Here is a 21,858-nt window from a genome sequence, read left to right as displayed (position 1 = left end):
CGTCCATCCTTCCCCGCCAGCAGGAGCCCGTGCAATGCGCCAATCTTTCGCGGCGGGTCGCCTGGCCCGCGGTTTCACCCTGATCGAGCTGATGATCGTGGTGGCGGTCGTGGCAATCCTCGCCGCGATCGCCTACCCGAACTACAGCGAACATGTGCGCAAGTCGCGACGGGCCCAGGCTAAGGCCGACCTGGTCGAATACGCACAGTTGGCCGAGCGCTTCCACACGGTCAACAACACCTATGTCGGGTTCAAGTTCCCGGGCAACGCCGATTCGATCAACTCCCCGCGCGAGGGCGGCACGGCGGCCTACACTCTGTCCATGCAGACCGCGCAGTCGACATTCACCTTCACCGCCACCGCGGTCAACGCGCAGGCGAAGGACAAGTGTGGAAACTTGACGCTCAACCAGGCCAACGTGAAGACCGCCAAGACCACGCTGTCCGAGTGCTGGTGACACTGCCGCAAACAGAGAACGCAAGCATGTGAACGGGAGTGTTGCACTCCCTGTTCGACGTGATTACAATGCGCGTCCCCGCCCGAATAGCTCAGCCGGTTAGAGCACTTGACTGTTAATCAGGGGGTCGTTGGTTCGAGTCCAACTTCGGGCGCCAGACGTTACACATCAAAGGCTTGCGGACTTCCGCAGGTCTTTTTTGTTGCCTGCTTGAGAGCGCAGGGGCGTCGTTTCAACAGGCTTGTCCAGTCCGCGTGGTGGACGAACGCATCCGCCCACTGTTGCTGACGATGATCCGCGCGTGCTCGCGCCCCCTCACGCAGACGCGCAGCGTCAGGTTGCTGCCGGGGCTGCGGCCATCCGGCTGGAAATAGAGTTGCGGTCGCCCGCTGTTGCTGGCGGCATTGATCGTGACGTCCGGACGGCCGCCCTGATGCAGGACAATGGCATCGGCCGTGGATGGGGGCTGCCATGCGCCTGCGGCCCGGTAGGCAATCCAGCCCTGGCTCCAGTCATCCCCGCAGCGCTGGCCGTCCGCGCTGGCGCAGAGGCCGATCAGTTCGCGACGCATGATGGCCTGGGTGCGTGCCGTTGCCAGGGCGGCCTGCAGGCTGAACCGGGTGGCTTCCGCGCGCTGGTGCAGCAGCAGCGCCTGCAGCGAGGGCCAGCCGGCGGCCAGCAGCACGGCCAGTACCGCCGTGACGACCAGGATTTCGATCAGGTGCATGCCGCGCGACGCGGCGCAACCGGAAGAGCGGTGAGTGCGCATGCATCCAGCCTCCGCGCCCGGCTGTGCGGCCGCCATCGGGAATCCCCGTAGCGGTCTGCCCGACAACCCCTCAGCCGGCCGTCACTCCTCGCCCCGTATACTCACCCTTCCCGGGAACTGGCAACACCATGAGCGACAGTTTTGAACTTGTCTCGCCGTATTCGCCGGCGGGCGACCAGCCCAACGCCATCGCGAAGCTGACCAGCAACTTCGAGGCCGGCATCGCCAAGCAGACCCTGCTGGGCGTGACCGGCTCGGGCAAGACCTACACCATCGCCAACGTCATCCAGAACGTTCAGAAGCCGACGCTGATCATGGCACCGAACAAGACGCTGGCGGCGCAGCTGTATGGCGAGTTCAAGGCGTTCTTCCCGCACAACGCGGTGGAGTACTTCGTCAGTTATTACGACTACTACCAGCCCGAAGCCTACGTGCCGTCGTCGGACACCTTCATCGAGAAGGACAGTTCGATCAACGAACACATCGAGCAGATGCGGCTGGCCGCGACCAAGACCCTGCTGTCGCGCCCGGACGCGATCGTGGTGGCCACGGTGTCCGCGATCTATGGCCTGGGTGCGCCGGAAGACTACCTTTCACTGCGCCTGATCCTGTCCAAGGGCGAGCGCATCGACCAGCGCGACCTGATCAACCACCTGACCCAGCTGCAGTACACGCGCAATGAGTACGAGCTGCAGCGCGGTACCTTCCGCGTGCGCGGCGAAGTGATCGACGTGTTCCCGGCCGAGTCGGACAGCGAAGCACTGCGCCTTGAACTGTTCGATGGCGAGGTCGAGAAGATCACCCTGTTCGATCCGCTCACCGGCGAGACGCTGCGCAACATGCAGCGCTTCACGGTCTACCCGAAGACGCACTATGCGACCACGCGCGAGCGCGTGCTGGCGGCGATCGAGACGATCAAGGTGGAGCTGAAGGAGCGGCTGGAGCAGCTCTACGCACAGAACAAGCTGGTGGAGGCGCAGCGCCTGGCGCAGCGCACGCAGTTCGACCTGGAGATGATGGCCGAGGTCGGTTACTGCAACGGCATCGAGAACTACTCCCGGCACCTGACCGGCAAGAATGCCGGCGAGCCGCCACCGACCCTGTTCGACTACCTGCCGCCGGATGCGCTGCTGGTGATCGACGAATCGCATGTGACCATTCCGCAGATCGGCGCCATGTTCAAGGGGGACCGCTCGCGCAAGGAAACCCTGGTTGAGTTCGGTTTCCGCCTGCCGTCGGCGCTGGACAACCGCCCGCTGCGCTTCGAGGAATGGGAGGAGCGCTGCCCGCGCAGCATCTACGTGTCGGCCACGCCCGGGCCCTATGAACTGCGTGAAGCCGGTGACGAGATCACCGAACTGGTGGTGCGCCCGACTGGCCTGATCGACCCGGTGGTGGAGATCAGGCCGGTCGGTACCCAGGTCGACGACCTGATGAGCGAGGCCAACGCGCGCATCAAGGCGGGCGACCGCGTGCTGGTCACCACGCTGACCAAGCGCATGGCTGAAAACCTCACCGAGTACCTCACCGAACACGGTATCCGCGTGCGCTACCTGCACTCGGACGTGGATACGGTCGAGCGCGTGGAGATCATCCGCGACCTGCGCCTGGGCAAGTTCGACGTGCTGGTCGGCATCAACCTGCTGCGCGAAGGCCTGGACATGCCCGAGGTATCGCTGGTGGCGATCCTCGATGCCGACAAGGAAGGCTTCCTGCGCTCCACCGGCTCGCTGATCCAGACCATCGGCCGCGCCGCACGCAACGTGCGTGGCAAGGCGATCCTGTACGCCGACAAGATCACCCGCTCGATGCAGGCGGCGATCGATGAGACCGACCGGCGCCGTGCCAAGCAGGTCGAGTACAACGAAGAACATGGCATCGTGCCGCGCTCGGTGGCGCGCCCGATCGTCGATGTCCTTGAAGGCGCGCGTTCGGATGCCGCCGAGAAGGAAGCCAAGAAGGGTAAGGGCAAGGGCCGGGCGGGTGTGGCCGAAGAAGCGGCCGACTATCGTTCGCTGTCTCCGGCGCAGCTGGCGACCCGTCTCAAGGCGCTGGAACAGCAGATGTACCAGCACGCCAAGGACCTGGAATTCGAGGATGCCGCACGGGTGCGTGACCAGATCCGGCAGCTGAAGGAAGCCAGCCTGGGCTGAACGTGGCAGTGCAGCATCATCTTCACAAAAGTATTGCGCTTCACGGCCCGCATCCGTAATATACGCGGCCTGCACCGACGCAATCGCGGAAATGCAGAAGCAAAACGGGCGGTTAGCTCAGCGGTAGAGCACTACCTTGACATGGTAGGGGTCACAGGTTCGAACCCTGTACCGCCCACCACGAAACCCTCGGAAGAGGGTTGTCGTGAACTGCAAAGCCCGGCCCTGGCGCCGGGTTTTTACGTAGCAAGGCCAGCCTTCGGGCGGCAAGAACACGATGGGCGGTTAGCTCAGCGGTAGAGCACTACCTTGACATGGTAGGGGTCACAGGTTCGAACCCTGTACCGCCCACCACCTGCTCCCGGCGTTGCCGGTGAAGCGGTGGAAACGATGAAAGCCGGCCCCGGGGCCGGCTTTTTTCGTTCCGGCGAGCCTGGCGTTCCCGCGAAGCTGCATCCGTGCCGGTTCATTGGCATGAAATCAGTGGGTAATGCTGATCGAACGCTGGATGCGCCACTGGCCGTCGACGCGTTCCCACAGCTGCGCCACACGTACCGGGGCCAGTGCCGGATGAGGGCTGGCGCCAGTGTCGTCTGGCGATTGCTGGCTGCCCAGCCGCAGCACGCGGTCCTGGCGCAGGTGATAGAGCTGAAGGGGCTGCGCTTCATGCATGGCCTGCCGATCCTCGGTGCGCAGGATCTGGCTGCGCAGGGCATCCTCGGTGGGCCCGCAGCCGTCGCCGAACAGGCTGGAGAACAGCAGGATCAGGGCAAGCATCGGCATGGCACGGTGCTCCAGCGGGAAAGTGCGTGCAGGCTGGCAGGGTCGGCCGGGCATCGCAGCCGGCCTGCGACGAAGGCGGGAATTGGGCCGCCAAAGGCAGGCAGATGGCGATGAATCCGGGCCGCGCAGGCGTAGACTCGGCGCTGCTGCGCAAACGCGCCATTACTGCAAGGAGCTGCCGCATGAGTGATCACGTCCCGGTGTCCAGGCCCAACCCGCTCCTGGAACGCCTGTTCGGCGGCAACATGCTGGAAGGCACGTTCAAGGCAGTGATCTGGGTCGCAATCCTGAGCGCGCTGCTGGCGTGGACCACGCTGCGCTGAATGACGCTGCCGCGCCAGGCCTGCCGGGTGGCGGGTCCTGCTGACCCGATCACTCCCGCTGCCGCCGGTGCGGCGGCAGTGCCTGTGCGGGTGCTGTCAGGCGCTGAAGGCCTGGCGCAGGCTGCGCAGGGTGGCCTGGCGATGTTCCCTGGCCGTTGGCTCGCCCATTTCCAGCTCCTGCAGGCGCAGTCCGACCAGAGTCATCGCCAACGCATAGCCGCGTGCCGCGTCGGCAACGCGTGACAGGCTCACTGCACGGCGGGCCAGTGCATTCACATGTTCAAGGTCGGGCATCAGTCCCAGATAGGCGCGTTCTGCGCTGTCCAGGTCCGGTGCACGCAGGATCGCGTGGGCTTCTGCGGTGGGGGAGACGGAGGCCATGGGGGTCCTTGTCAGGGGCAGCGACAGCATCGTTCGGCCACATTGCGGGTGATGGCTGCGAATGCTGAAGGGGCAACATTGTCAGAACATTGCGCCTGCAACCGCTGGCATGCATGGGCGCAAAACCATGGCCCCAGGCACTATGATCGGCAGCGTTTCCGGTAGACGAGTTCCTGATGCGCATCCTCCTGGTCGAAGACGATCCTGATCTGTCCCGCGCCCTGCAATCGGGTCTGGAGCGGCAGGGCGTGGTCGCCGATGTGGTCGGCAGCCTGGCCGAGGCCGCGCTCGCGTTGCGCGAACCGGTGCACCAGCTGCTGCTGCTCGATCGCCAGCTGCCCGATGGCGATGGTGCTGGATTCGTCGCGTCGGCGCGTGCGCTGCGGCCGAACCTGGCGGTGATCATGCTCACCGCCAAGGGCACGCTGTCGGACAAGGTCGAAGGCCTGGACGTCGGTGCCGATGACTATCTGGTCAAGCCGGTGGCGATCGAGGAGCTGATGGCACGCATCCGCGCGGTATCGCGCAGGCCTTCGGCGATGGTGACGCCGAGCCTGCGGCTGGGGCGGCTCGAGTTCGATTTCGAATCGCTGCAGGCACAGGTGGAGGGCCAGCCCTTGGCATTGCCACGTCGGCAGGTGCTGGTGCTGCAGGCGTTGGCGATGCGGCAGGGCCGCACGGTGACCCGCAGTGCCCTGGAGGCTGCAGTGTACGGGTTCGATGATGAGATCCAGTCCAATGCGCTCGATGCGCATATCTCCAAGCTGCGCAAAGCGCTGCAGCAGGCCGGGGCGGGGGTGGAGATCCACGTGATCCGGGGCGTCGGCTACCTGCTGGCGGAGGCCTGAGATGGCCCGTCCGATCCGTTCGATCACCCTTGGCCTGGCTTGGCGCCTGTTCCTGGCACAGGCCTTCACCGTACTGTTCGCGGTGGTCGCGTTGATCCTGACCTGGGGTGACAAGGACTCCTGGGGCATGGACATGTTCGTTGCCGAGGCGGTGGCCAAGGCGGTGCACAGCGAAGGTGGCCGCCTGGTGCTGGACCAGGCGCGCTGGGACAAGCTCGATGCCAACGCCGGGGGAAATCTCTGGTTCGCCGCGGTGGATGACAAGGGCATGTGGCTCGAGCGCGGCACCATCCCAGCCATCCACGCGCCGATGCTGGCGCGGCTGCCGACCGTGGGCGCCACGGAACTGGGCTCGCTGGTGCCCCCCTACCTGGACGTGGCGCGGGTGATGATCCGCAACGAGGACGGGCGCCGCATCACCGTGATGGTCGGTGGCGCGCCCAAGGGCGGGCTGCTGGATGGCGCGTTGATGGTGCTGCGCCTGATCGGCCTGTGGTTCTTCCTGCCACTGATCGTGGTCACCCTGCTGGTGATGCCGACCGTGATCCACCGTGCCATGCGCGGCGTGCGCCGTTCTGCGCAGCAGGCCAAGGAACTGGATATCGGCCAGCCCGGTGCGCGGCTGGATGCGCGGCTGGTCTCCACGGAAGTGGCGCCGCTGGTGGAAGCGTTCAACGATGCCATCGACAAGGTGCAGCAGGGCTACGCCGCGCGCGACAAGTTCCTCGCCGACGCGGCGCACGAGCTGCGCGTGCCGATCGCCGTGGTGCAGGCGCGCCTGGCGCAGCTGCCACAGGGTGAGCTGAAATCGCAGTTGCTGACCGACGTGGCGCGGCTGGGCAATGTTGCCGAGCACCTGCTCGATCTGCAGCGCCTTGACCGCAATGTCGGCGCATTGCAGCGGCTGGACCTGGCGCTGCTGGTGCGTGAGGCCGCCGCGGACCTGGCGCCGTTGGTGGTCGGCGCCGGCTATGGATTCGAAGTGGACGCGCCGGAATCGCCGGTGTGGATCCACGGCGACAGTCTGGCGCTGGGGCGGGTGATTGCCAACCTGGTGCACAACGCGATCGTGCATGGTGGTGGCCGTGGCACCATCTGCGTGCGGTTGGATGCGCGTGGCTTGCTGGAAGTCAGCGATCAGGGCGCGGGCATTCCAGTGGGCGACCGCGAGGCGATCTTCGAGCCGTTCCATCGCCTGCGCGCGGCGGGCAGCGGCAGTGGCCTGGGCCTGCATCTGGTGAAGGAGATCGTGCAGCACCACGGTGGCTCGGTCAGTGTCGGTGAGGCTGCGGGAGGCGGCGCAAGCTTCCGGGTCAATTTCCATCGCGGCAGCGTCCGGCGCTGACGCGTTTGCGGGGCAAGTCCCGATAGGCAACCTGCCGCCGGTAGCGGCAGGCTGGACCCATGGCCGTCGAGCGTTCCCCGTCTCCCTTGCTGGGCAGTGGCGCCGCTGCGGCGCTGACACTGGGGGCGCTGGCCTGCGTGCAGCTGCCACAGCTGCCGCCGCTGTGGGGCTGCATGGTGATGATCGTGCTTGGCATGGCAGGGTGGGGCCTGCGTTGGCGGGGGCGCCTGCCCGCGGTCGTGCTGCTGGGCGCCGGATGGACGGCGATGCACGGACACTGGGCAATGCAGGAACAGCTGCCGCCAGGCCAGCCAGCACGGGATGTGGTGGTCAGTGGACGGGTCATCGATCTGCCGGACCATGGAGCCGCGCACACCCGCTTCCTGCTGCAGGTCAGCGAGAGCAGCGAACTGCCATCGCTGCGCGGCAAGCGCCTGCAGGTCACCTGGAACGATGCCTGGCGTGCCGCTGACGCCACCGACGCCGGGCGTGGGCGCCATCAGGTCCTGGCCGGCGCGCAGTGGCATCTGGCCCTGCGCGTGCGGGCGCCGCGTTCGCGGATCAATCCCGGTGGTTTCGACGGTGAACGCCATGCGCTGCTGCGCGGCGTGTCCGGCAACGGCACGGTTCGGGCGCCGACCAGCGCGCGTGAGCTTCAGGCCGCGCATGGCCTGCCGGCGTGGCGTGAACGCACCAGCGCCGCCATCGCCGCGCAGGTGGCCCATCCAGCTGCGCGCTTCGTGCAGGCGCTTGCCCTGGGCGATACACGTGGCCTGTCCGACGCCGATTGGGATCAGTTGCGGGCGCTGGGCCTGACCCATCTGGTGGCCATTTCCGGGTTCCATGTCGGGGTGGTGGCGGGACTGGGGGCGTTGCTGTGCCGAGGGCTGTGGTGGCTGTGCCCGCTGCTGGGCCGGCATTGGCCACGCCCCCAGGCGGCGGCCTGCGCCGCGGCCCTGTCCGCAGCGGGCTATGCGGTGCTGGCCGGCGGTGAATTGCCGACCGTGCGCACCGCACTGATGATCGGGCTGGTGGCGCTGGCGCGTAGCGGGCGGCGCCCACTGGGTCTCGTGCAGGGGCTTGCACTGGCGGCGCTGGCGCTGCTGCTGCCGGCGCCCCTGTCAGTGCTGTCCGCGGGCTTCTGGCTCAGCTTCGGCGGCGTCCTGTGGCTGGTCTGGTGCCTGCCGCAGGGACGTCCGCGAGGCGTGGTCGCCAACCTGCGCGGGTTCCTGGCCGCACAAGGGGTGGCCAGCGTCGGCCTGTTGCCGCTGGGCATCGCCTTGTTCGGCGGCACCGCCTGGCTGGGGCCGCTGGTGAACCTGCCGGTCATCCCGTGGTGGACATTGCTGGTGGTGCCCTTGTCGCTGCTGGGCACCGCCCTGCAGGTGCTGCATGACGGCGCCGGATGCTGGGCGTGGCGTGCAGCGGCGTGGTTGTTCGAAATCAGCTGGCAGGCCCTGCAGCCATTGGCGGCGCATCCACAGGCGATGTGGTGGTTGGCCGAGGCACCGGCCTGGGCAGTGCCGGCGGCGCTGCTGGGCGTGTTCTGGTGGCTGCTGCCACGCGGTGCCGGGGGCGGGCTGGCTGGCCTCCTGCTGTGCCTGCCGCTGCTATGGCCATTGCGCGAGCGGCCGGCCGAGGGGGAGCTGGAGCTGCTGGTGCACGACGTCGGGCAGGGCACGGCGGTGTTGCTGCGTACCGCGCGGCATGCGCTCTGGTACGACGTGGGACCGCCGATCGGGGGTGAGGGCAGTGAGCGGGTCCTGGTTCCGTCATTGCGAGCGCTGGGGCAGGCACGGCCCGACCGCGTGCTGATCAGTCACGACGATCTCGATCATGCCGGCAACCTGCCGAGCCTGCGCCTTCAGTTGCCGGAGCTGCCCCTGTTGGCGCCGCCGGGCAGCGCGATCGCCGGGGCCGGGCGCTGCCAGCGCGGCCTGCGCTGGCGCTGGGACGGCGTCGACTTCCAGGTGCTGCACCCGGATGCCGGCAGCCAGCGGGCTGAAAACGAGGACAGCTGCGTGCTGCGCGTGGCCAGCGCGCATGGTGGGGTCCTGTTGCCCGGGGACATCGGCCGCCCGGCCGAACAGGCGCTGCTGCGGGCGTCTCCGGCGGCGCTGAAGGCGGATGTGGTGCTGGTGCCGCACCATGGCAGCGGCACCAGCTCCAGCGCGCCCTGGGTGGCGGCGGTGTCAGCCCGGCTGGCGCTGGTTTCGGCCGGGCACCAGAACCGCTTCGGCCACCCGCGCCGGGACGTGGTCCGGCGCTGGCAGGCGCAGGGAGCCGAGGTGGTGTCCACTGCGGAGTCCGGGGCGATCCGCGTATGGCTTGGCGCACAAGGGCTGCAGCTGCGTGAACAGCGTATCCATGCATCCCGGTGGTGGGATGCCGCTGGGCGGGCGCGGTCGGCTGTTATCCTATCGCCGATCAAACAAGCGGCCGTTGGGCCGGAGGGTTGAAACGTGTGGGAACTGGTCAAGGCCGGTGGCTGGCCGATGGTGCCGCTGCTGCTGTTGGGCGTACTGGCTTTGGCGATCATCCTGGAGCGTTTCTGGTCCCTGCGGCGGACTGAAGTGCTGCCGCCCGGCCTCGGCCAGGAAGTGCGCAACTGGGCCGCACGCGGCAAGCTTGACCCGGCGCACCTGCAGACCCTGCGTGCCAACTCGCCGCTGGGGGCATTGCTGGCGGCCGCGCTGGAAGCCCGCAATCGTCCGCGCGACCAGATCCGCGAGCGCATCGAGGACACCGGCCGCCACCTGGTGCACCGCATGGAACGTTTCCTCAACGCTCTGGGCACGATTGCCTCGGCCGGCCCGCTGCTGGGCCTGCTGGGCACGGTGATCGGCATGATCCAGATGTTCCTGGGCATCCTCGACCATGGGGTGGGCGACGTGAACCAGCTGGCCGGCGGTATCGGCAAGGCGCTGGTGTGCACCGCCACGGGCATGATCGTGGCCATTCCGGCACTGATGTTCCATCGCTACTTCAAGGGCCGCATCCACGGCTACGTGGTGGAAATGGAGCAGGAAGCCAGTGCCCTGCTGGACACACTCGACGGTCGCCCCGGGGTGATGAACCCGGTCGCGCCGGCGCGACCGGCCAACGCCGCTGCGGCGAAGGCCTGATCGATGCGTATCGGCAATGACCGCTCCCAGGATGAACCGCATATCGATCTGGTCCCGCTGATCGACGTCATCCTGGTGCTGATCATCTTCTTCGTGGTCACCACCACCTTCGATGCGCGCTCGACGCTGCAGGTGCAGCTGCCGACCGCCAGCCAGCAGCCCAACAACGAGCCGCCGCGTTCGCTCAGCGTGCTGATCAACGCCGAAGGCCGCTATTTCATCAATGACCAGGAAGTGCTGCGCAGCGACGTCGAGTCGGTCAAGCAGACCATCGCGTCCGTGGCCGGCAGTGACCGTAGCCAGCCCGTGCTGCTGCGCGCCGACGCACGCACTCCCTACCAGGCCGTGGTGACCGCGCAGGACGCGCTCGGTCAACTCGGTTTCCGTCGTATCGCCATTGCAACTGCGCCAGAGGTGCGTCCATGAGTTCCCATCACGCGCCGGTGTGGCCGATCTACAAACGTCTGCTGGGCTACACCCGCACCTACTGGGTGTTCATGGTGGGCGCGGTCATCGCCATGGTGGTCGAGGCCCTGGCCGGCTACCACTTCACCAAGCTGATGGAGCCGCTGGTCAACGAAGGTTTCGTCGACCCGCAGCCGCGCGCGGCCGTGGTGCTGCCGCTGACCATCCTCGGCCTGTTCCTGATGCGCAGCGTGGCCACCTGGGTCAGTGATTACACGCTGGCCAAGACTGGTCGCAGCGTGGTCCGCGACCTGCGTGAGCAGGTGCTGCAGAAGTACCTGCACCTGCCGTCGTCGCACTTCGATACCGAAGCGACGCCGGTGATGGTCAGCCGCCTGAACTTCGATACCGAGCAGGTCACCCAGGCCAGCGCCGACGCGCTGAAGACCGTGGTGGCCGACACCCTCACCATCATCGCGATGCTGGCGGTGATGCTGCAGATGAGTGTCAAGGTCACCCTGGCGATGCTGCTGGTGGTGCCGCTGATCGGTGGCATCGTGTCCTACGTGGGCAAGCGCTACCGGCGCATCAGCCGTGGCATCCAGGACGGCATGGGCACCATGGCGCAGACTGCCGAGCAGTCGCTGGCCGCGCAGCAGGAAGTGAAGGTGCACGGCACCCAGCAGCATGAGATCTCGCGCTACTCGCGCCTGGCCAACCGCATGCTGGCGCTGAACATGAAGGTCGAGGTCACCCGCGCCGCCGCCTCCAGCGTGGTGCAGTTCCTGGCTGCACTGGCGCTGGCGGTGATCGTCTGGGTGTCGACCCGCGAAGCCCTGGCGGGCCGGCTCAATGCCGGCCAGTTCATGGGCCTGATGACATCGATGATGGCCATCATTCCATCGCTGCGCCGCCTGACCAGCGTACAGACGTCGATTTCGCGCGGCGTGTCCGCTGCCGAGCGCCTGTTCGGCATCCTCGACATGCCAGTGGAGCGCGACCAGGGGCAGCGACGCGTGCAGCGCGTGCGGGGCGAACTGGCGTTCGACCACGTCATGCTGCGTTACCGCGAGGACAGCGGCATCGCCCTGGACGACATCAGCTTCGTTGCCAGGCCAGGCACTGTGACGGCCATTGTTGGCCGTTCCGGCAGTGGCAAGACCAGCCTGATCCGGCTGGTGCCACGCTTCTACGAGCCCAGCGGCGGTGTCATCACCCTCGACGGCGTGGCACTGGACGACTACCCGCTGGCCGACCTGCGCCGGCAGGTGGCAATGGTCGGGCAGAAGGTCATGCTGTTCGATGACACCATCGCCGCCAACATCGCCTATGGCATGGAAGCGACCGACGAGCAGATCCGCGCGGCGGCCGAGGCCGCCAACGCGTGGGAGTTCATCGCACGCATGCCGCAGCAGCTGCAGACCCCGGTGGGCGAGAACGGCGCGCTGCTGTCCGGTGGCCAGCGCCAGCGCCTGGCGATTGCCCGCGCGATCCTGCGCGACGCCCCGATCCTGATCCTCGACGAAGCCACTGCGGCGCTGGACAACGAATCCGAGCGCCTGGTGCAGGACGCGCTGCAGCGCCTGATGCCGGAGCGCACCACGCTGGTCATCGCGCACCGGCTGTCGACCATCGAGCATGCCGACCAGGTACTGGTCATGGATCACGGCCGCATCGTTGAACGCGGCACGCACAAGGAGCTGCTCGAACTGGGCGGCCTGTACCAGCATCTGCACAGCATGCAGTTCCGCGAAAGGCAGGACTGATGGCCGGCAAGGGCGCCCAGACCCCGCCGTACTGGTATGACGGCACCCCGGTTCCGTGGGCGATGCGCCTGCTGGCGCCGCTGTACGCAGGTGTCACCGCACTGCGCCGGCGCGCCTATCGGCGTGGCTGGCGCAAGCGCCACTCGCTGCCGGTGCCGGTCATCGTGGTCGGCAACATCACCGCCGGTGGTACCGGCAAGACGCCGCTGACGATTGCCCTGGTCGAACGCCTGCGTGCGGCCGGCTGGAAGCCGGGCGTGGCCAGCCGCGGCTATGGTCGCGAAGACGCCGACAAGCCGCTGTGGGTGCAGGCCGACACGCCAACCGCGAAAGGCGGTGACGAGCCGGTGCTGATCGCCTGGAAGACCGGCGTGCCGGTGCGCGTGGACAGTGATCGGGTTGCTGCGGGCAAGGCGCTGATCGAGGCCGGCTGCGATGTGATCGTCTGCGACGACGGTTTGCAGCACTACCGGCTGGCGCGCGACATCGAGATCGAAGTGGTCGATGCCCAGCGTCGCTATGGCAATGGCCGGATGATTCCGGCCGGGCCGTTGCGCGAGCCGGTCAGCCGCGCCAGCGAGTGCGATTTCCGCGTGGTCAACCTCGGCCAGGCCGATGAGGGGACCGCGGCACAGGCCTGTGGCTTCGGTCAGTGGCCAATGGCCCTGCACATCGACAGTGCGCAGCCGCTGGCCGGTGGCCGCGCGCGCCCGCTGGCGTACTTCAAGGGCCAGCGCGTGCACGCGGTGGCCGGCATCGCCCATCCACAGCGCTTCTTCGACATGCTGCGCGCGCGCGGGATCGGCGTGGTGCCGCATGCATTCGCCGACCACCAGGCCTACCAGCCGCAGGACTTGTCCTTCGGCAGCCAGCTGCCGGTACTGATGACCGAAAAGGATGCGGTGAAATGCCGGGCGTTCGGCAACGACTGGCACTACGCGGTTCCGCTGCGCGCCGAGTTGCCCGCCGCGTTCTGGGTGGCGCTGACCGATCGCCTGGACAAGCTGCGACCGAACTGAGCGGCGCCGCGGCGCTTGCATTCACGCGCCGCTGGCCGCATTCCCGTTGTAACGAGCCTGCCGAGAACCGCCCGCATGACCGAATTCGTCGTCGCCATTCCGGCCCGCTTTGCCGCCTCGCGGCTGCCGGGCAAGCCGTTGCGCCCGCTGGGCGGTGAGCCGCTGGTGCTGCATGTGGCGCGCCGCGCGCTGCAGGCCGGTGCCCGCGAGGTCTGGGTGGCGACCGACGACCAACGCATTTCCGATGCACTGTCCGGGTTGGCCGAGGTGAAGGTGGCGATGACCGCGACCACGCATGCCTCGGGCACCGATCGCCTGGCCGAGTGCGCACGCATTGCCGGCTGGGCCGATGACACGGTGGTGGTCAACCTGCAGGGCGACGAACCGTTCGCGCCGGCGACCGGCATCCGCGCGGTGGCAGATGCGTTGGTCGCTGGCACTGCGCCGATGTCGACTCTTGCCACGACCGTCGAGGACGCACACACCCTGTTCGACGCGAACGTCGTGAAGCTGGTGCGCAACGTGCGCAACGAGGCGATGTACTTCAGCCGCGCGCCGATCGCCTGGCACCGCGACGGCTTCGCACGCAGCCGCGACACGTTGCCGGCCGGTCACCACTGGCTGCGCCACATCGGCATCTATGGCTATCGCGCCGGCTTCCTGCAGCAGTTCGCGGCGATGCCGCCGGGCCAGCTGGAGCAGGTCGAATCGCTGGAGCAGCTGCGCGTGCTGGAAGCGGGCTACCCGATCAGCGTGGCGATCTCGCCCGAGCCGTTCCCGCCGGGCATCGATACGCCCGAGGACCTGGAGCGCGCCGAAGCGTTGCTGCAGACGATGGCCGCGCGATGAGGCTGCTGGTCGTCTGCCTCGGCAACATCTGCCGTTCGCCGATGGCCGAAGGGGCGCTGCGCGCACGCCTGGATGCCTCGCCGCTGGCCGGGCGGGTGCAGGTCGATTCGGCCGGCACGGGCGACTGGCACGTGGGCGAGCCGCCGGACCGCCGCGCGATCGCCTGCGCGGCCGGACACGGCGTGGACATCGGCGGCCTGCGCGCACGTCAGCTGCAGGCCGTGGATTTCGACCGTTTCGACTGGATCCTGTGTGCCGACGAGACCAACCTGCGTGATGCCGGGCGCCTGGCGTCGGCGGCCCAGCGTGAACGGCTGGCGTTGTACCTGCCCTGGTCCGGCGGGCAGGGGCGGGTAGCCATCCCTGACCCCTACACCGGCGGCAGCGATCATTTCGAACAGGTCTGGTCGCTGGTCGACGATGCTGCAAAACGTGCGGTGGCACGACTGTTGCATGACGCCGACTCCGGCATAATCAGGTCATGAACGTCCAGCCCGTCCCGGACCTGCCCGAATTCGCCACCTGGCTCAATGCCACCCCCTGCACCCTGACCGAACTGCGCGGCCGGCCGGTCGCGCTGCTGTTCGTCAATGCGGCCTCCGCCTGGAGTGCGCAACGCCTGGCCGAGTTCGGCCAATGGCTGTCGCGCCACCCGGGCAAGCTGCAGCCGCTGGTGCTGCAGGTGCCGCGTTTTGATTTCGAACGCGATGCCACGGCCGCACTGAAGCTGCTGCGCCGTCAGGGCCTGACCATGCCCGTGCTGCTCGATGCCGACTGGGATGGCTGGCGCCGCTTCGGCGTTACCGCCTGGCCGACCATGGTGCTGCTGGACGCACAGGGCCGCGAACAGCAACGGCTGGTCGGGCAGGGCGCGCCCGGTGAACTGGAGCGCGCCTTGAACGCGCTGTGCCAGGGTGCACCTTCGGCGCCGCCGCGCGGCGGCAGCGAACTGCATCCGGAACCGCGCCAGGCCCTGCGCTTCCCGCAGGGGCTGGCGGTCAGCACCGAACGCCTGTACATCGCCGACAGCGGCCATCACCGCATTCTCGAATGCAGCCATGGCGGACGCATCCTGCGCCAGTTCGGCCTCGGCACCGCCGATTTCATGGACGGCAACCTCGCCGAAGCGGCATTCCACCGCCCGCAGGCGCTGGTGCTGGAGCGCGATTCGCTGTACGTCGCCGACACCGGCAACCACGCGGTGCGCCGTATCAACCTGCTGACCGGCATCGTCGACACGTTGTGCGGCAACGGGCGACCCGGTGCGCCGGTGGAAGGCCCGGTCGCGCAGGCGCGGCAGGTCTCGCTGGACCATCCGATTGGCCTGGCCATCGCCGACAACCAGCTGCACATCGCGATGGCCGGCGACAACCGCATCTGGAGCTACCACCTGGGCCAGCGCAGCCTGCAATGGCGCGCCGGTAGTGGTTCCATCGACGAGCGTGATGGCAGTGGCCATCTGGCTGCCTTCGCGCAACCGACCGCGCTGGCCGTGGTGCAGCAGGTGCTGTACGTCGCCGATGCGTTGGGATCCTCGATCCGTGCACTGCAACTGCGTGGTGACCTGGTGCAGACCCTGGTCGGGCAGGGGCCGTGGCGCTTCGGCAGTGAAGACGGCCCGCGCGCGCAGGCCAGCCTGCAGTTCCCGCAGGCGATCGCACTGGGCGCGGACGCCCCGCTGCTGTGGATCGCCGACACCGGCAACGGTCGCCTGCGCACGCTGCGCCTGGGCGGCGGTGAACTGACCACCCAGCCGCTGCCGCGCCGCCTGCATGGCCCGGCTGGACTGGCCGTGGGCGCAGGTGCGGTGTGGATCGCCGAGACCGACGCCCACGCCGTGCTGCGATTCGACCCCGACAGCGGCGTGCTCAGCGAAGTCCCGATCAGCGAATGACCGACGTTCCCGCCCCGGCCTTCGACGGCAAGGCCTTCGCGGCCCAGCTCAGCACTGCCCCCGGCGTGTACCGCATGTACGCGGCCGACGACACCCTGCTGTACGTGGGCAAGGCGCGCGCGCTGCGCAACCGCGTCGGCAGCTATTTCAACGGCAGCCCGAAGAACGCGCGGATCATGTCGATGATCTCGCAGATCACGCGCATGGACGTGACCGTGACGCGCTCGGAAGCCGAGGCGCTGCTGCTGGAAAACCAGCTGATCAAGTCGCTGTCGCCGCGTTACAACGTCTCGCTGCGCGACGACAAGACCTACCCGCATGTGCTGCTGACCCGCGAGGACTGGCCGCGCATCGCCCTGCATCGTGGCCCGCGCGCCATTCCCGGCCGCTATTTCGGGCCGTATCCGGGCGTGACCGCAGTGCGCGAAACGCTGAACCTGATGCACAAGCTGTTCAAGCTGCGCAGCTGCGAAGACAGTGTGTTCCGCAACCGCTCGCGGCCGTGCCTGCAATACCAGATCGGCCGCTGCAGCGCGCCCTGCGTGGAGCTGGTGCCGGCCGCGGACTACGCCGAATCGGTGCGCCGTGCTGCGCTGTTCCTGGAAGGCAAGAGCGACGAGCTGACCCGCGAGCTGGGCGAGCAGATGCAGGCCGCCAGCGAGGCGCTGGAGTTCGAGCAGGCCGCGCGCCTGCGCGACCTGATCTCCTCGCTGCGCAGCATGCAGACGCGCCAGTACGTGGACGGCCGCGCCGCCGACCTGGACGTGCTGGCGGTGGCCATGCAGGGTTCGCAGGCCTGCGTGCTGCTGCTGGCTTTCCGCGATGGCCGCAACCTCGGCACCCGCCCGTTCTTCCCGCGTACCAACGGCGAGGAGAGTCCGGAGGAAGTGCTGGCCGCGTTCGTCTCGCAGTACTACATCGAATTCGAGCCGCCGCGCGAGATCCTGCTGGATCGCGAGATTCCCGACGCCGACCTGCTGGTCGCCGCGCTGTCCGCCTCGGCCGAGCGCAAGGTGCAGTTGAAGTGGAACGTGCGCGGCGAGCGTGCCGGCTACGTGGAGCTGGCCAGTCGCAACGCGCAGCTGACCCTGGCCACCGAGCTCAACAGCCGCAATGCGCAGCATGCGCGCAGCGATGCACTGCGCGAGATGCTGGGCCTGGCCGAGCCGGTCAAGCGGGTCGAGTGCTTCGATATCAGCCATACGCTGGGCGAGGCCACCGTGGCCTCGTGCGTGGTGTTCGACGCCGCCGGTCCGGTACGCGCGCAGTACCGCCGCTTCAACATCAGCGGCATCGAGCCGGGCGACGACTACGCCGCGATGCGTCAGGCCATCGACCGCCGCTTCCGCCGCGCGGTGGAAGAGCAGGGCGTGCTGCCGGACGTACTGCTGATCGACGGCGGTGCCGGTCAGCTGGCGCAGGCGCAGGCCGCGCTGGCCGACCTGGGCGTGGAAGGCGTGCTGCTGGTGGGCGTGGCCAAAGGCGTGGAGCGGCGCGCTGGGCATGAAGCGCTGGTGATGCCCGATGGCCGCGAGCTGCGCCCGGGCGCGGCCAACCCGGCGCTGCAGTTCATCCAGCAGGTGCGCGACGAGGCGCATCGCTTTGCCATCACCGGCCACAGGGGGCGCCGGCAGAAGGCGCGGATGACCAGCAAGCTGGAGGATATCCCCGGCATCGGGCCGCGCCGCCGCGCCAGCCTGCTCAAGCATTTTGGCGGTCTTGTGGGCCTGAAAGCCGCTGGCGAAGCGGAAATCGCCAAGGTGGAAGGCATCAATGACGCCCTCGCGGCACGTATCTACGCTAACCTGCACGGGTTGGCCACGCCTGATGCGGCCGAGTAGAGAGAGAAGCACGCAAGCATGAAGTTGACCCTGCCCACCTGGCTGACGCTGTTGCGGATCGTGATGATCCCGGTGCTGGTGCTGGTGTTCTACCTGCCCTACACCTGGACCAACTTCGCTTCGGCGGCGATCTTCGGCCTGGCCGCGATCACCGACTGGCTCGATGGCTGGATCGCACGCCGTTACCAGCTGGAGTCGGCCTTCGGTGCGTTCCTCGACCCGGTCGCGGACAAGCTGATGGTGGCAGTAGCGCTGTTCCTGATCGTGCAGGGCCATCCGACGCCGTGGATGGCGTTCTGGGCGGCAGTGATCGTCGGCCGCGAGATCGCGGTATCGGCGCTGCGAGAGTGGATGGCCGAGCTGGGCCAGCGCGCCAAGGTGCGCGTGGCGATGATCGGCAAGATCAAGACCACCGCGCAGATGGTCGCGCTGCTGTGCCTGCTGTACTCGGTGGCCCCGAGCGTGCCGGTGGAAGACATCTGGATGGGCTGGCCGGTGTTCCACATCGGCGACTGGACCCTGGCCATTGCCGCGGTGCTGACCTTGTGGTCGGGCCTGCAGTACCTGCACGCTGCCTGGCCGAGCCTGCGCGATGACGAGCGCGCCGCCCGCGAGCGTGCACGGCAGAAGAAGCTGGGCAACTGAGCCCCGGGGTCGGATCCCTTTCCGCAGGAAAGGGCTCCTGGCAGACCCGAAAAAGCGCTTGACGCCATCCTTGGAACAGGTAGAATTTCGCCTCCCAAGCGGGAATAGCTCAGTTGGTAGAGCGCAACCTTGCCAAGGTTGAGGTCGCGAGTTCGAGTCTCGTTTCCCGCTCCAGATTCAAGAAGAACGCTCCCGACAGGGGGCGTTTTTCGTTTGCCTGGCGCCTGCTTCATCCCCACTTCACCGCCACTCCTTCGCCTCGCCACGCGCCAGTTCGAAGCTGCATCTGTATTCCTCCAGAACGATGCAGCCATGCCCCAAACTCCCTCCGCCTACGACCACGATGTGGTCATCGTCGGCGCCAGCTTCGCCGGTGCCGCCTGCGCGCTGGCCGCTGCTCAATACGGCTTGCGCGTCTGCGTGCTGGAACGCAGGACCGACCCCGGCGAGCGCCTGCACACCACCGGCATCGTGGTGAAGGAAGCGATGGAGCAGACCTGGCTGGGGCGCATGCCCGAACATCTGGTGCAGCGGGTCGCCAACGTACGCCTCTATGCGCCGAACCTGCGCAGCGTATTGCTGGCCGCACCGGGCTATTACTTCCTCACCACCGATACGCCGAACGTGATGCGTTGGCTGGCCAGCGAACTGCGCGCGAACGGTGTCGACCTGCGCCTGCAGCAGTCCTTCACCGACGCTCGCCGCTGTGGTGACGGCTGGCAGGTCGAAGGGACAGGGCGCTGCGCCTATCTGGTCGGCGCAGATGGCGCACGCTCACGCGTTGCCCAGCGCACCGGGCTTGGCCAGGTGCGTGACAACCTCTACGGCGTCGAGCGTGAGTTCGCCGGCCTGCAGGTGACAGAGGGCGACGCGTTGCATTGCTTCGTCAGCAAGCGCTTTGCACCGGGCTACATCGGCTGGGTCGCGCAGAATCCAACCGGCCTGCAGGTCGGGCTGGCCCTGCGCCATGATCCGCGACAGGCGCGGCCGCCGGATATTGATGGTTTCCTTGAGTATGTGCGCGATGTGGTCGGCATCCCGCCATCTGCGCGTCCCTCGGCCACCCGCGCCGGCCTGGTGCCCTGCGGCCGACCGGATGGGCCGATCACCGGCCAACGCGTGATCCTGACTGGCGACGCGGCGGGCATCGTCTCGCCGCTCTCCGCAGGGGGCATCCACTCCTCGTGGCGGCACGGCTGGGCGGTCGGCGGGGCGATGGCCCGCCATCTGCGTGGGCAGGGGCCGGAAGCGGAACGGGTGGCGCGGCAGGTGGCGCCGGCATTCCATGGCAAGCGCCTGCTGCGCTGGGCGATGGATCATCTGCAGGCCGACTGGCCGTTCAACGCACTGCTGCACACGGCGGCCACGCGGCGCTTTGCCGAGCAGGTCTACTTCCACCGCCGTGGCCTGCGCACGTGACGCGCGCTTTGCCAATGTAATTCCAGAATTCTGTATTTATATAGCTGAATGCGCAAATAAAACACAAAATTCGGGAGTTAAATCAATTGAATGGAGTTGGGGGTTAATTCTATAATTTTGGGTGCTAAATAGCCTATATAGGGGATCATGCACGCTATGTTGGATTTAAGCCTCAGCAAGCCCAGCGAGGTCGTCAAGCGACTCTGCGGGCGCTTGCGTACAGAACGCATGGCGTTGGGCATGACACAGTCGGATCTGGCCGGGCGTGCCGGCATTGGTACCAACACCGTGTCCAACCTGGAGGCCGGGCGCAATGTTGGCTTCGAGGCGGTGGTCCGCGTGGCGATGGTCCTTGGTCGGATCAACGAGCTCGAAGGCCTGTTCCAGCCAAAGTTGGACAGCATCGAAGACATTCGGCGCTACGAAGAGGCTGCGAACCGCCTCCGGACGAAGAGGAAGCCCCGTAATGCCTGAACAGGTGAAGGTCTTCTACGAAGGGTGGGGAGAGCGATGGCACTGGGGAACGCTGATCTCCAGCATCGCCCTGACCGGTCGCCCGCTGGTCGCGTTCGAGTACAGCAACGAGGCCCGGCGAAGGGGACTGGAACTGTCTTCGTACAAGCTGCCGCTGGCCGGCCCTCCGTTGCGGCGGGATTTCCCGGACCATCAGCTGCAACTGCCCGGGCCTGTGTATGACGCGTTGCCAGACGGCTGGGGCATGCTGCTGATGGACCGCATGTTCAGGCGCCGCGGAATCAACGCAGCACGCATTGGCCCGCTCCAGCGGCTGGCCTATATCGGTGGCAACGCGATGGGGGCCATGACGTTTGAGCCCGTGGCGCCCGAAGGTGAGGCGCCGAAGGTCCATATACCGCTCGAGCAGCTTTCCGCGGAAGTGCAGCAGGTGCTCGACGGAGAAGGTGGTGAATTCCTGCAGACCTTGCTGCTGGTGGGGGGTTCGCCCCAAGGTGCAAGGCCCAAGGCCCTGGTCTATCGCGATCCGCGATCGGGCGCGTTCACCACGGCCGTCACGCCCGGCTTCGAAGCCTGGTTGATCAAGTTCCCGGCCAAAGAAGAGCATGCCGAGGTGTGCGCCATCGAAATGGTCTACGCCGAGTGCCTGCGCAGGTGTGGCATCGAGACACCGGACACGCAGTACTTCAGCCTGCCCAACGGACTGGCCGCGTTCGCCAGCAAGCGCTTTGATCGCCACGATGGGTTGCGTGTGCCGATGCAGAGTCTTGCTGCATTCACGGGCGCCAACTACCAGACGGCGGGGTCGTTGGACTATGTCAACTTCCTGCGCGCGACCCGGTTGTGCACCAATGACGTGCGGCAAATGGCCGTGGCCTTCGAACGTGCGGTCTTCAACGTTGCGTTCAACAACCGGGACGATCATCCGAAAAACTTTGCCTACATCATGTCGCCGGATGGGCAATGGCGTTTGGCTCCGGCCTACGACGTGACCTTCTGCGAAGGACCCAACGGATATCACCAGATGGACGTCATGGGGGAGGCACTGGAGATTTCCCGTGCTGACCTGCTTCGCCTTGCCGAAGAGGCAGAAGTGCAGCACGGGGACGCCAGTCTGGCGATTGGCAGCATTTGCGACGTGGCCAGCCAATTCACGGAAATCGCCAACAGCATGTACTCAAACGTTATTGCTCAAGACACCTTGATCATGATCCAGGGGCGCATCAACGAGAACGTAGCTCTGTTGCGGGAAGTCCGGCGTGGCCTGCGGACCTGAGGGCCGGGTCCAAGGGCCTGAACGCCGCCCCACAATGCGGCCGAAAATTCCTGTTGACGCCGTGCAGCAATATCGACACAATAGCG

General features: G+C 67.2%; 21 protein-coding genes and 4 tRNA genes. 22 read left to right on the top strand and 3 right to left on the bottom strand.

From position 1 onward, the window contains the following. The first annotated feature begins 34 nt into the window (after positions 1-34). Positions 35-457, top strand: a complete 423-nt coding sequence (locus AB839_RS04770) for a type IV pilin protein (protein ID WP_061478489.1) — start codon at positions 35-37, stop codon at positions 455-457. Between the two features lie 80 nt (positions 458-537). Then, positions 538-614 (top strand) — tRNA-Asn (locus AB839_RS04765). A 75-nt stretch (positions 615-689) separates the two neighbouring features. Here the strand turns inward: AB839_RS04765 and AB839_RS04760 are convergent. Continuing rightward, positions 690-1,226, bottom strand: a complete 537-nt coding sequence (locus AB839_RS04760) for a GspH/FimT family pseudopilin (protein ID WP_229298534.1) — start codon at positions 1,224-1,226, stop codon at positions 690-692. A 128-nt stretch (positions 1,227-1,354) separates the two neighbouring features. Between AB839_RS04760 and uvrB the strand changes: the two genes are divergently transcribed. The 3 genes from uvrB (at position 1,355) to AB839_RS04745 (ending at position 3,733) form a co-directional block, all read left to right on the top strand. Further along, positions 1,355-3,379 (top strand): excinuclease ABC subunit UvrB, encoded by a 2,025-nt coding sequence (gene uvrB, locus AB839_RS04755; protein WP_061478487.1) that lies wholly within the window; start codon positions 1,355-1,357, stop codon positions 3,377-3,379. A 106-nt stretch (positions 3,380-3,485) separates the two neighbouring features. Then, a tRNA-Val gene (locus AB839_RS04750) sits at positions 3,486-3,560 on the top strand. Between the two features lie 98 nt (positions 3,561-3,658). Next, a tRNA-Val gene (locus AB839_RS04745) sits at positions 3,659-3,733 on the top strand. A gap of 126 nt (positions 3,734-3,859) precedes the next feature. Here AB839_RS04745 and AB839_RS04740 read toward each other — a convergent pair. Further along, positions 3,860-4,162: a hypothetical protein gene (locus tag AB839_RS04740; RefSeq protein ID WP_061478486.1), complete on the bottom strand. Its 303-nt coding sequence runs from the start codon at positions 4,160-4,162 to the stop codon at positions 3,860-3,862. Between the two features lie 182 nt (positions 4,163-4,344). Here AB839_RS04740 and AB839_RS21680 point away from each other — a divergent pair, with 182 nt between their 5' ends. Then, positions 4,345-4,485, top strand: coding sequence for a hypothetical protein (locus tag AB839_RS21680; RefSeq protein ID WP_005415970.1), 141 nt, complete (start codon positions 4,345-4,347; stop codon positions 4,483-4,485). 96 nt (positions 4,486-4,581) lie between these two features. Here AB839_RS21680 and AB839_RS04735 read toward each other — a convergent pair whose 3' ends face one another. Further along, positions 4,582-4,866: a hypothetical protein gene (locus tag AB839_RS04735; RefSeq protein WP_061478485.1), complete on the bottom strand. Its 285-nt coding sequence runs from the start codon at positions 4,864-4,866 to the stop codon at positions 4,582-4,584. 176 nt (positions 4,867-5,042) lie between these two features. On the opposite strand from AB839_RS04735, the gene AB839_RS04730 reads away from it, so the two are divergent. The 16 genes from AB839_RS04730 to AB839_RS04655 all read left to right on the top strand — a co-directional run bounded on the left by AB839_RS04730 (position 5,043) and on the right by AB839_RS04655 (position 21,772). After that, positions 5,043-5,714, top strand: a complete 672-nt coding sequence (locus tag AB839_RS04730; protein ID WP_049415866.1) for a response regulator transcription factor — start codon at positions 5,043-5,045, stop codon at positions 5,712-5,714. A 1-nt stretch (position 5,715) separates the two neighbouring features. Next, a complete protein-coding gene (locus AB839_RS04725) occupies positions 5,716-7,059 on the top strand; it encodes a HAMP domain-containing sensor histidine kinase (protein ID WP_061478484.1) in 1,344 nt (447 codons plus the stop codon). 59 nt (positions 7,060-7,118) lie between these two features. Beyond that, positions 7,119-9,518: a DNA internalization-related competence protein ComEC/Rec2 gene (locus AB839_RS04720; protein ID WP_061478483.1), complete on the top strand. Its 2,400-nt coding sequence runs from the start codon at positions 7,119-7,121 to the stop codon at positions 9,516-9,518. 3 nt (positions 9,519-9,521) lie between these two features. Then, a complete protein-coding gene (locus AB839_RS04715) occupies positions 9,522-10,184 on the top strand; it encodes a MotA/TolQ/ExbB proton channel family protein (RefSeq protein ID WP_061478482.1) in 663 nt (220 codons plus the stop codon). Positions 10,185-10,187: 3 nt separating this feature from the next. Continuing rightward, positions 10,188-10,610 (top strand): biopolymer transporter ExbD, encoded by a 423-nt coding sequence (locus tag AB839_RS04710; protein WP_005415977.1) that lies wholly within the window; start codon positions 10,188-10,190, stop codon positions 10,608-10,610. Then, a complete protein-coding gene (msbA, locus tag AB839_RS04705; RefSeq protein WP_061478481.1) occupies positions 10,607-12,355 on the top strand; it encodes a lipid A export permease/ATP-binding protein MsbA in 1,749 nt (582 codons plus the stop codon). The genes AB839_RS04710 and msbA overlap by 4 nt, the downstream gene beginning before the upstream one ends. After that, entirely contained in the window at positions 12,355-13,374 is a 1,020-nt protein-coding gene (gene lpxK, locus AB839_RS04700) for a tetraacyldisaccharide 4'-kinase (RefSeq protein WP_061478480.1), read from the top strand. The genes msbA and lpxK overlap by 1 nt, the downstream gene beginning before the upstream one ends. Positions 13,375-13,449: 75 nt before the next feature. After that, positions 13,450-14,223 (top strand): 3-deoxy-manno-octulosonate cytidylyltransferase, encoded by a 774-nt coding sequence (gene kdsB, locus AB839_RS04695; protein ID WP_061478479.1) that lies wholly within the window; start codon positions 13,450-13,452, stop codon positions 14,221-14,223. Then, positions 14,220-14,708, top strand: a complete 489-nt coding sequence (locus AB839_RS04690) for a low molecular weight protein-tyrosine-phosphatase (protein WP_061478478.1) — start codon at positions 14,220-14,222, stop codon at positions 14,706-14,708. Before kdsB ends, AB839_RS04690 begins: the two co-directional genes overlap by 4 nt. Then, positions 14,705-16,117, top strand: coding sequence for a hypothetical protein (locus tag AB839_RS04685; protein ID WP_061478477.1), 1,413 nt, complete (start codon positions 14,705-14,707; stop codon positions 16,115-16,117). The genes AB839_RS04690 and AB839_RS04685 overlap by 4 nt, the downstream gene beginning before the upstream one ends. Beyond that, positions 16,114-17,958: an excinuclease ABC subunit UvrC gene (uvrC, locus tag AB839_RS04680; protein WP_053500510.1), complete on the top strand. Its 1,845-nt coding sequence runs from the start codon at positions 16,114-16,116 to the stop codon at positions 17,956-17,958. Before AB839_RS04685 ends, uvrC begins: the two co-directional genes overlap by 4 nt. A gap of 18 nt (positions 17,959-17,976) precedes the next feature. Next, positions 17,977-18,603 carry a CDP-diacylglycerol--glycerol-3-phosphate 3-phosphatidyltransferase gene (pgsA, locus tag AB839_RS04675; RefSeq protein WP_061478476.1) on the top strand — a complete coding sequence of 209 codons (627 nt, stop codon included), beginning with the start codon at positions 17,977-17,979 and terminating at the stop codon, positions 18,601-18,603. A 98-nt stretch (positions 18,604-18,701) separates the two neighbouring features. Continuing rightward, positions 18,702-18,777 (top strand) — tRNA-Gly (locus AB839_RS04670). A gap of 138 nt (positions 18,778-18,915) precedes the next feature. Then, positions 18,916-20,022 (top strand): NAD(P)/FAD-dependent oxidoreductase, encoded by a 1,107-nt coding sequence (locus AB839_RS04665; RefSeq protein ID WP_061478475.1) that lies wholly within the window; start codon positions 18,916-18,918, stop codon positions 20,020-20,022. Positions 20,023-20,169: 147 nt separating this feature from the next. Then, the gene (locus tag AB839_RS04660) at positions 20,170-20,496 is read left to right on the top strand and encodes a helix-turn-helix transcriptional regulator (protein ID WP_227200205.1); all 327 of its coding nucleotides are present in this window, start codon (positions 20,170-20,172) and stop codon (positions 20,494-20,496) included. After that, complete coding sequence (locus tag AB839_RS04655; protein WP_061478474.1) at positions 20,489-21,772, top strand: type II toxin-antitoxin system HipA family toxin; 1,284 nt, start codon at positions 20,489-20,491, stop codon at positions 21,770-21,772. Before AB839_RS04660 ends, AB839_RS04655 begins: the two co-directional genes overlap by 8 nt. Positions 21,773-21,858: the final 86 nt, after the last annotated feature.

Source organism: Stenotrophomonas sp. DDT-1 (assembly GCF_001580555.1).
Lineage (GTDB): Bacteria > Pseudomonadota > Gammaproteobacteria > Xanthomonadales > Xanthomonadaceae > Stenotrophomonas > Stenotrophomonas sepilia.
Note: the sequence above shows the minus strand (reverse complement) of the source record. Positions and strands in the feature narration are given on the sequence as shown.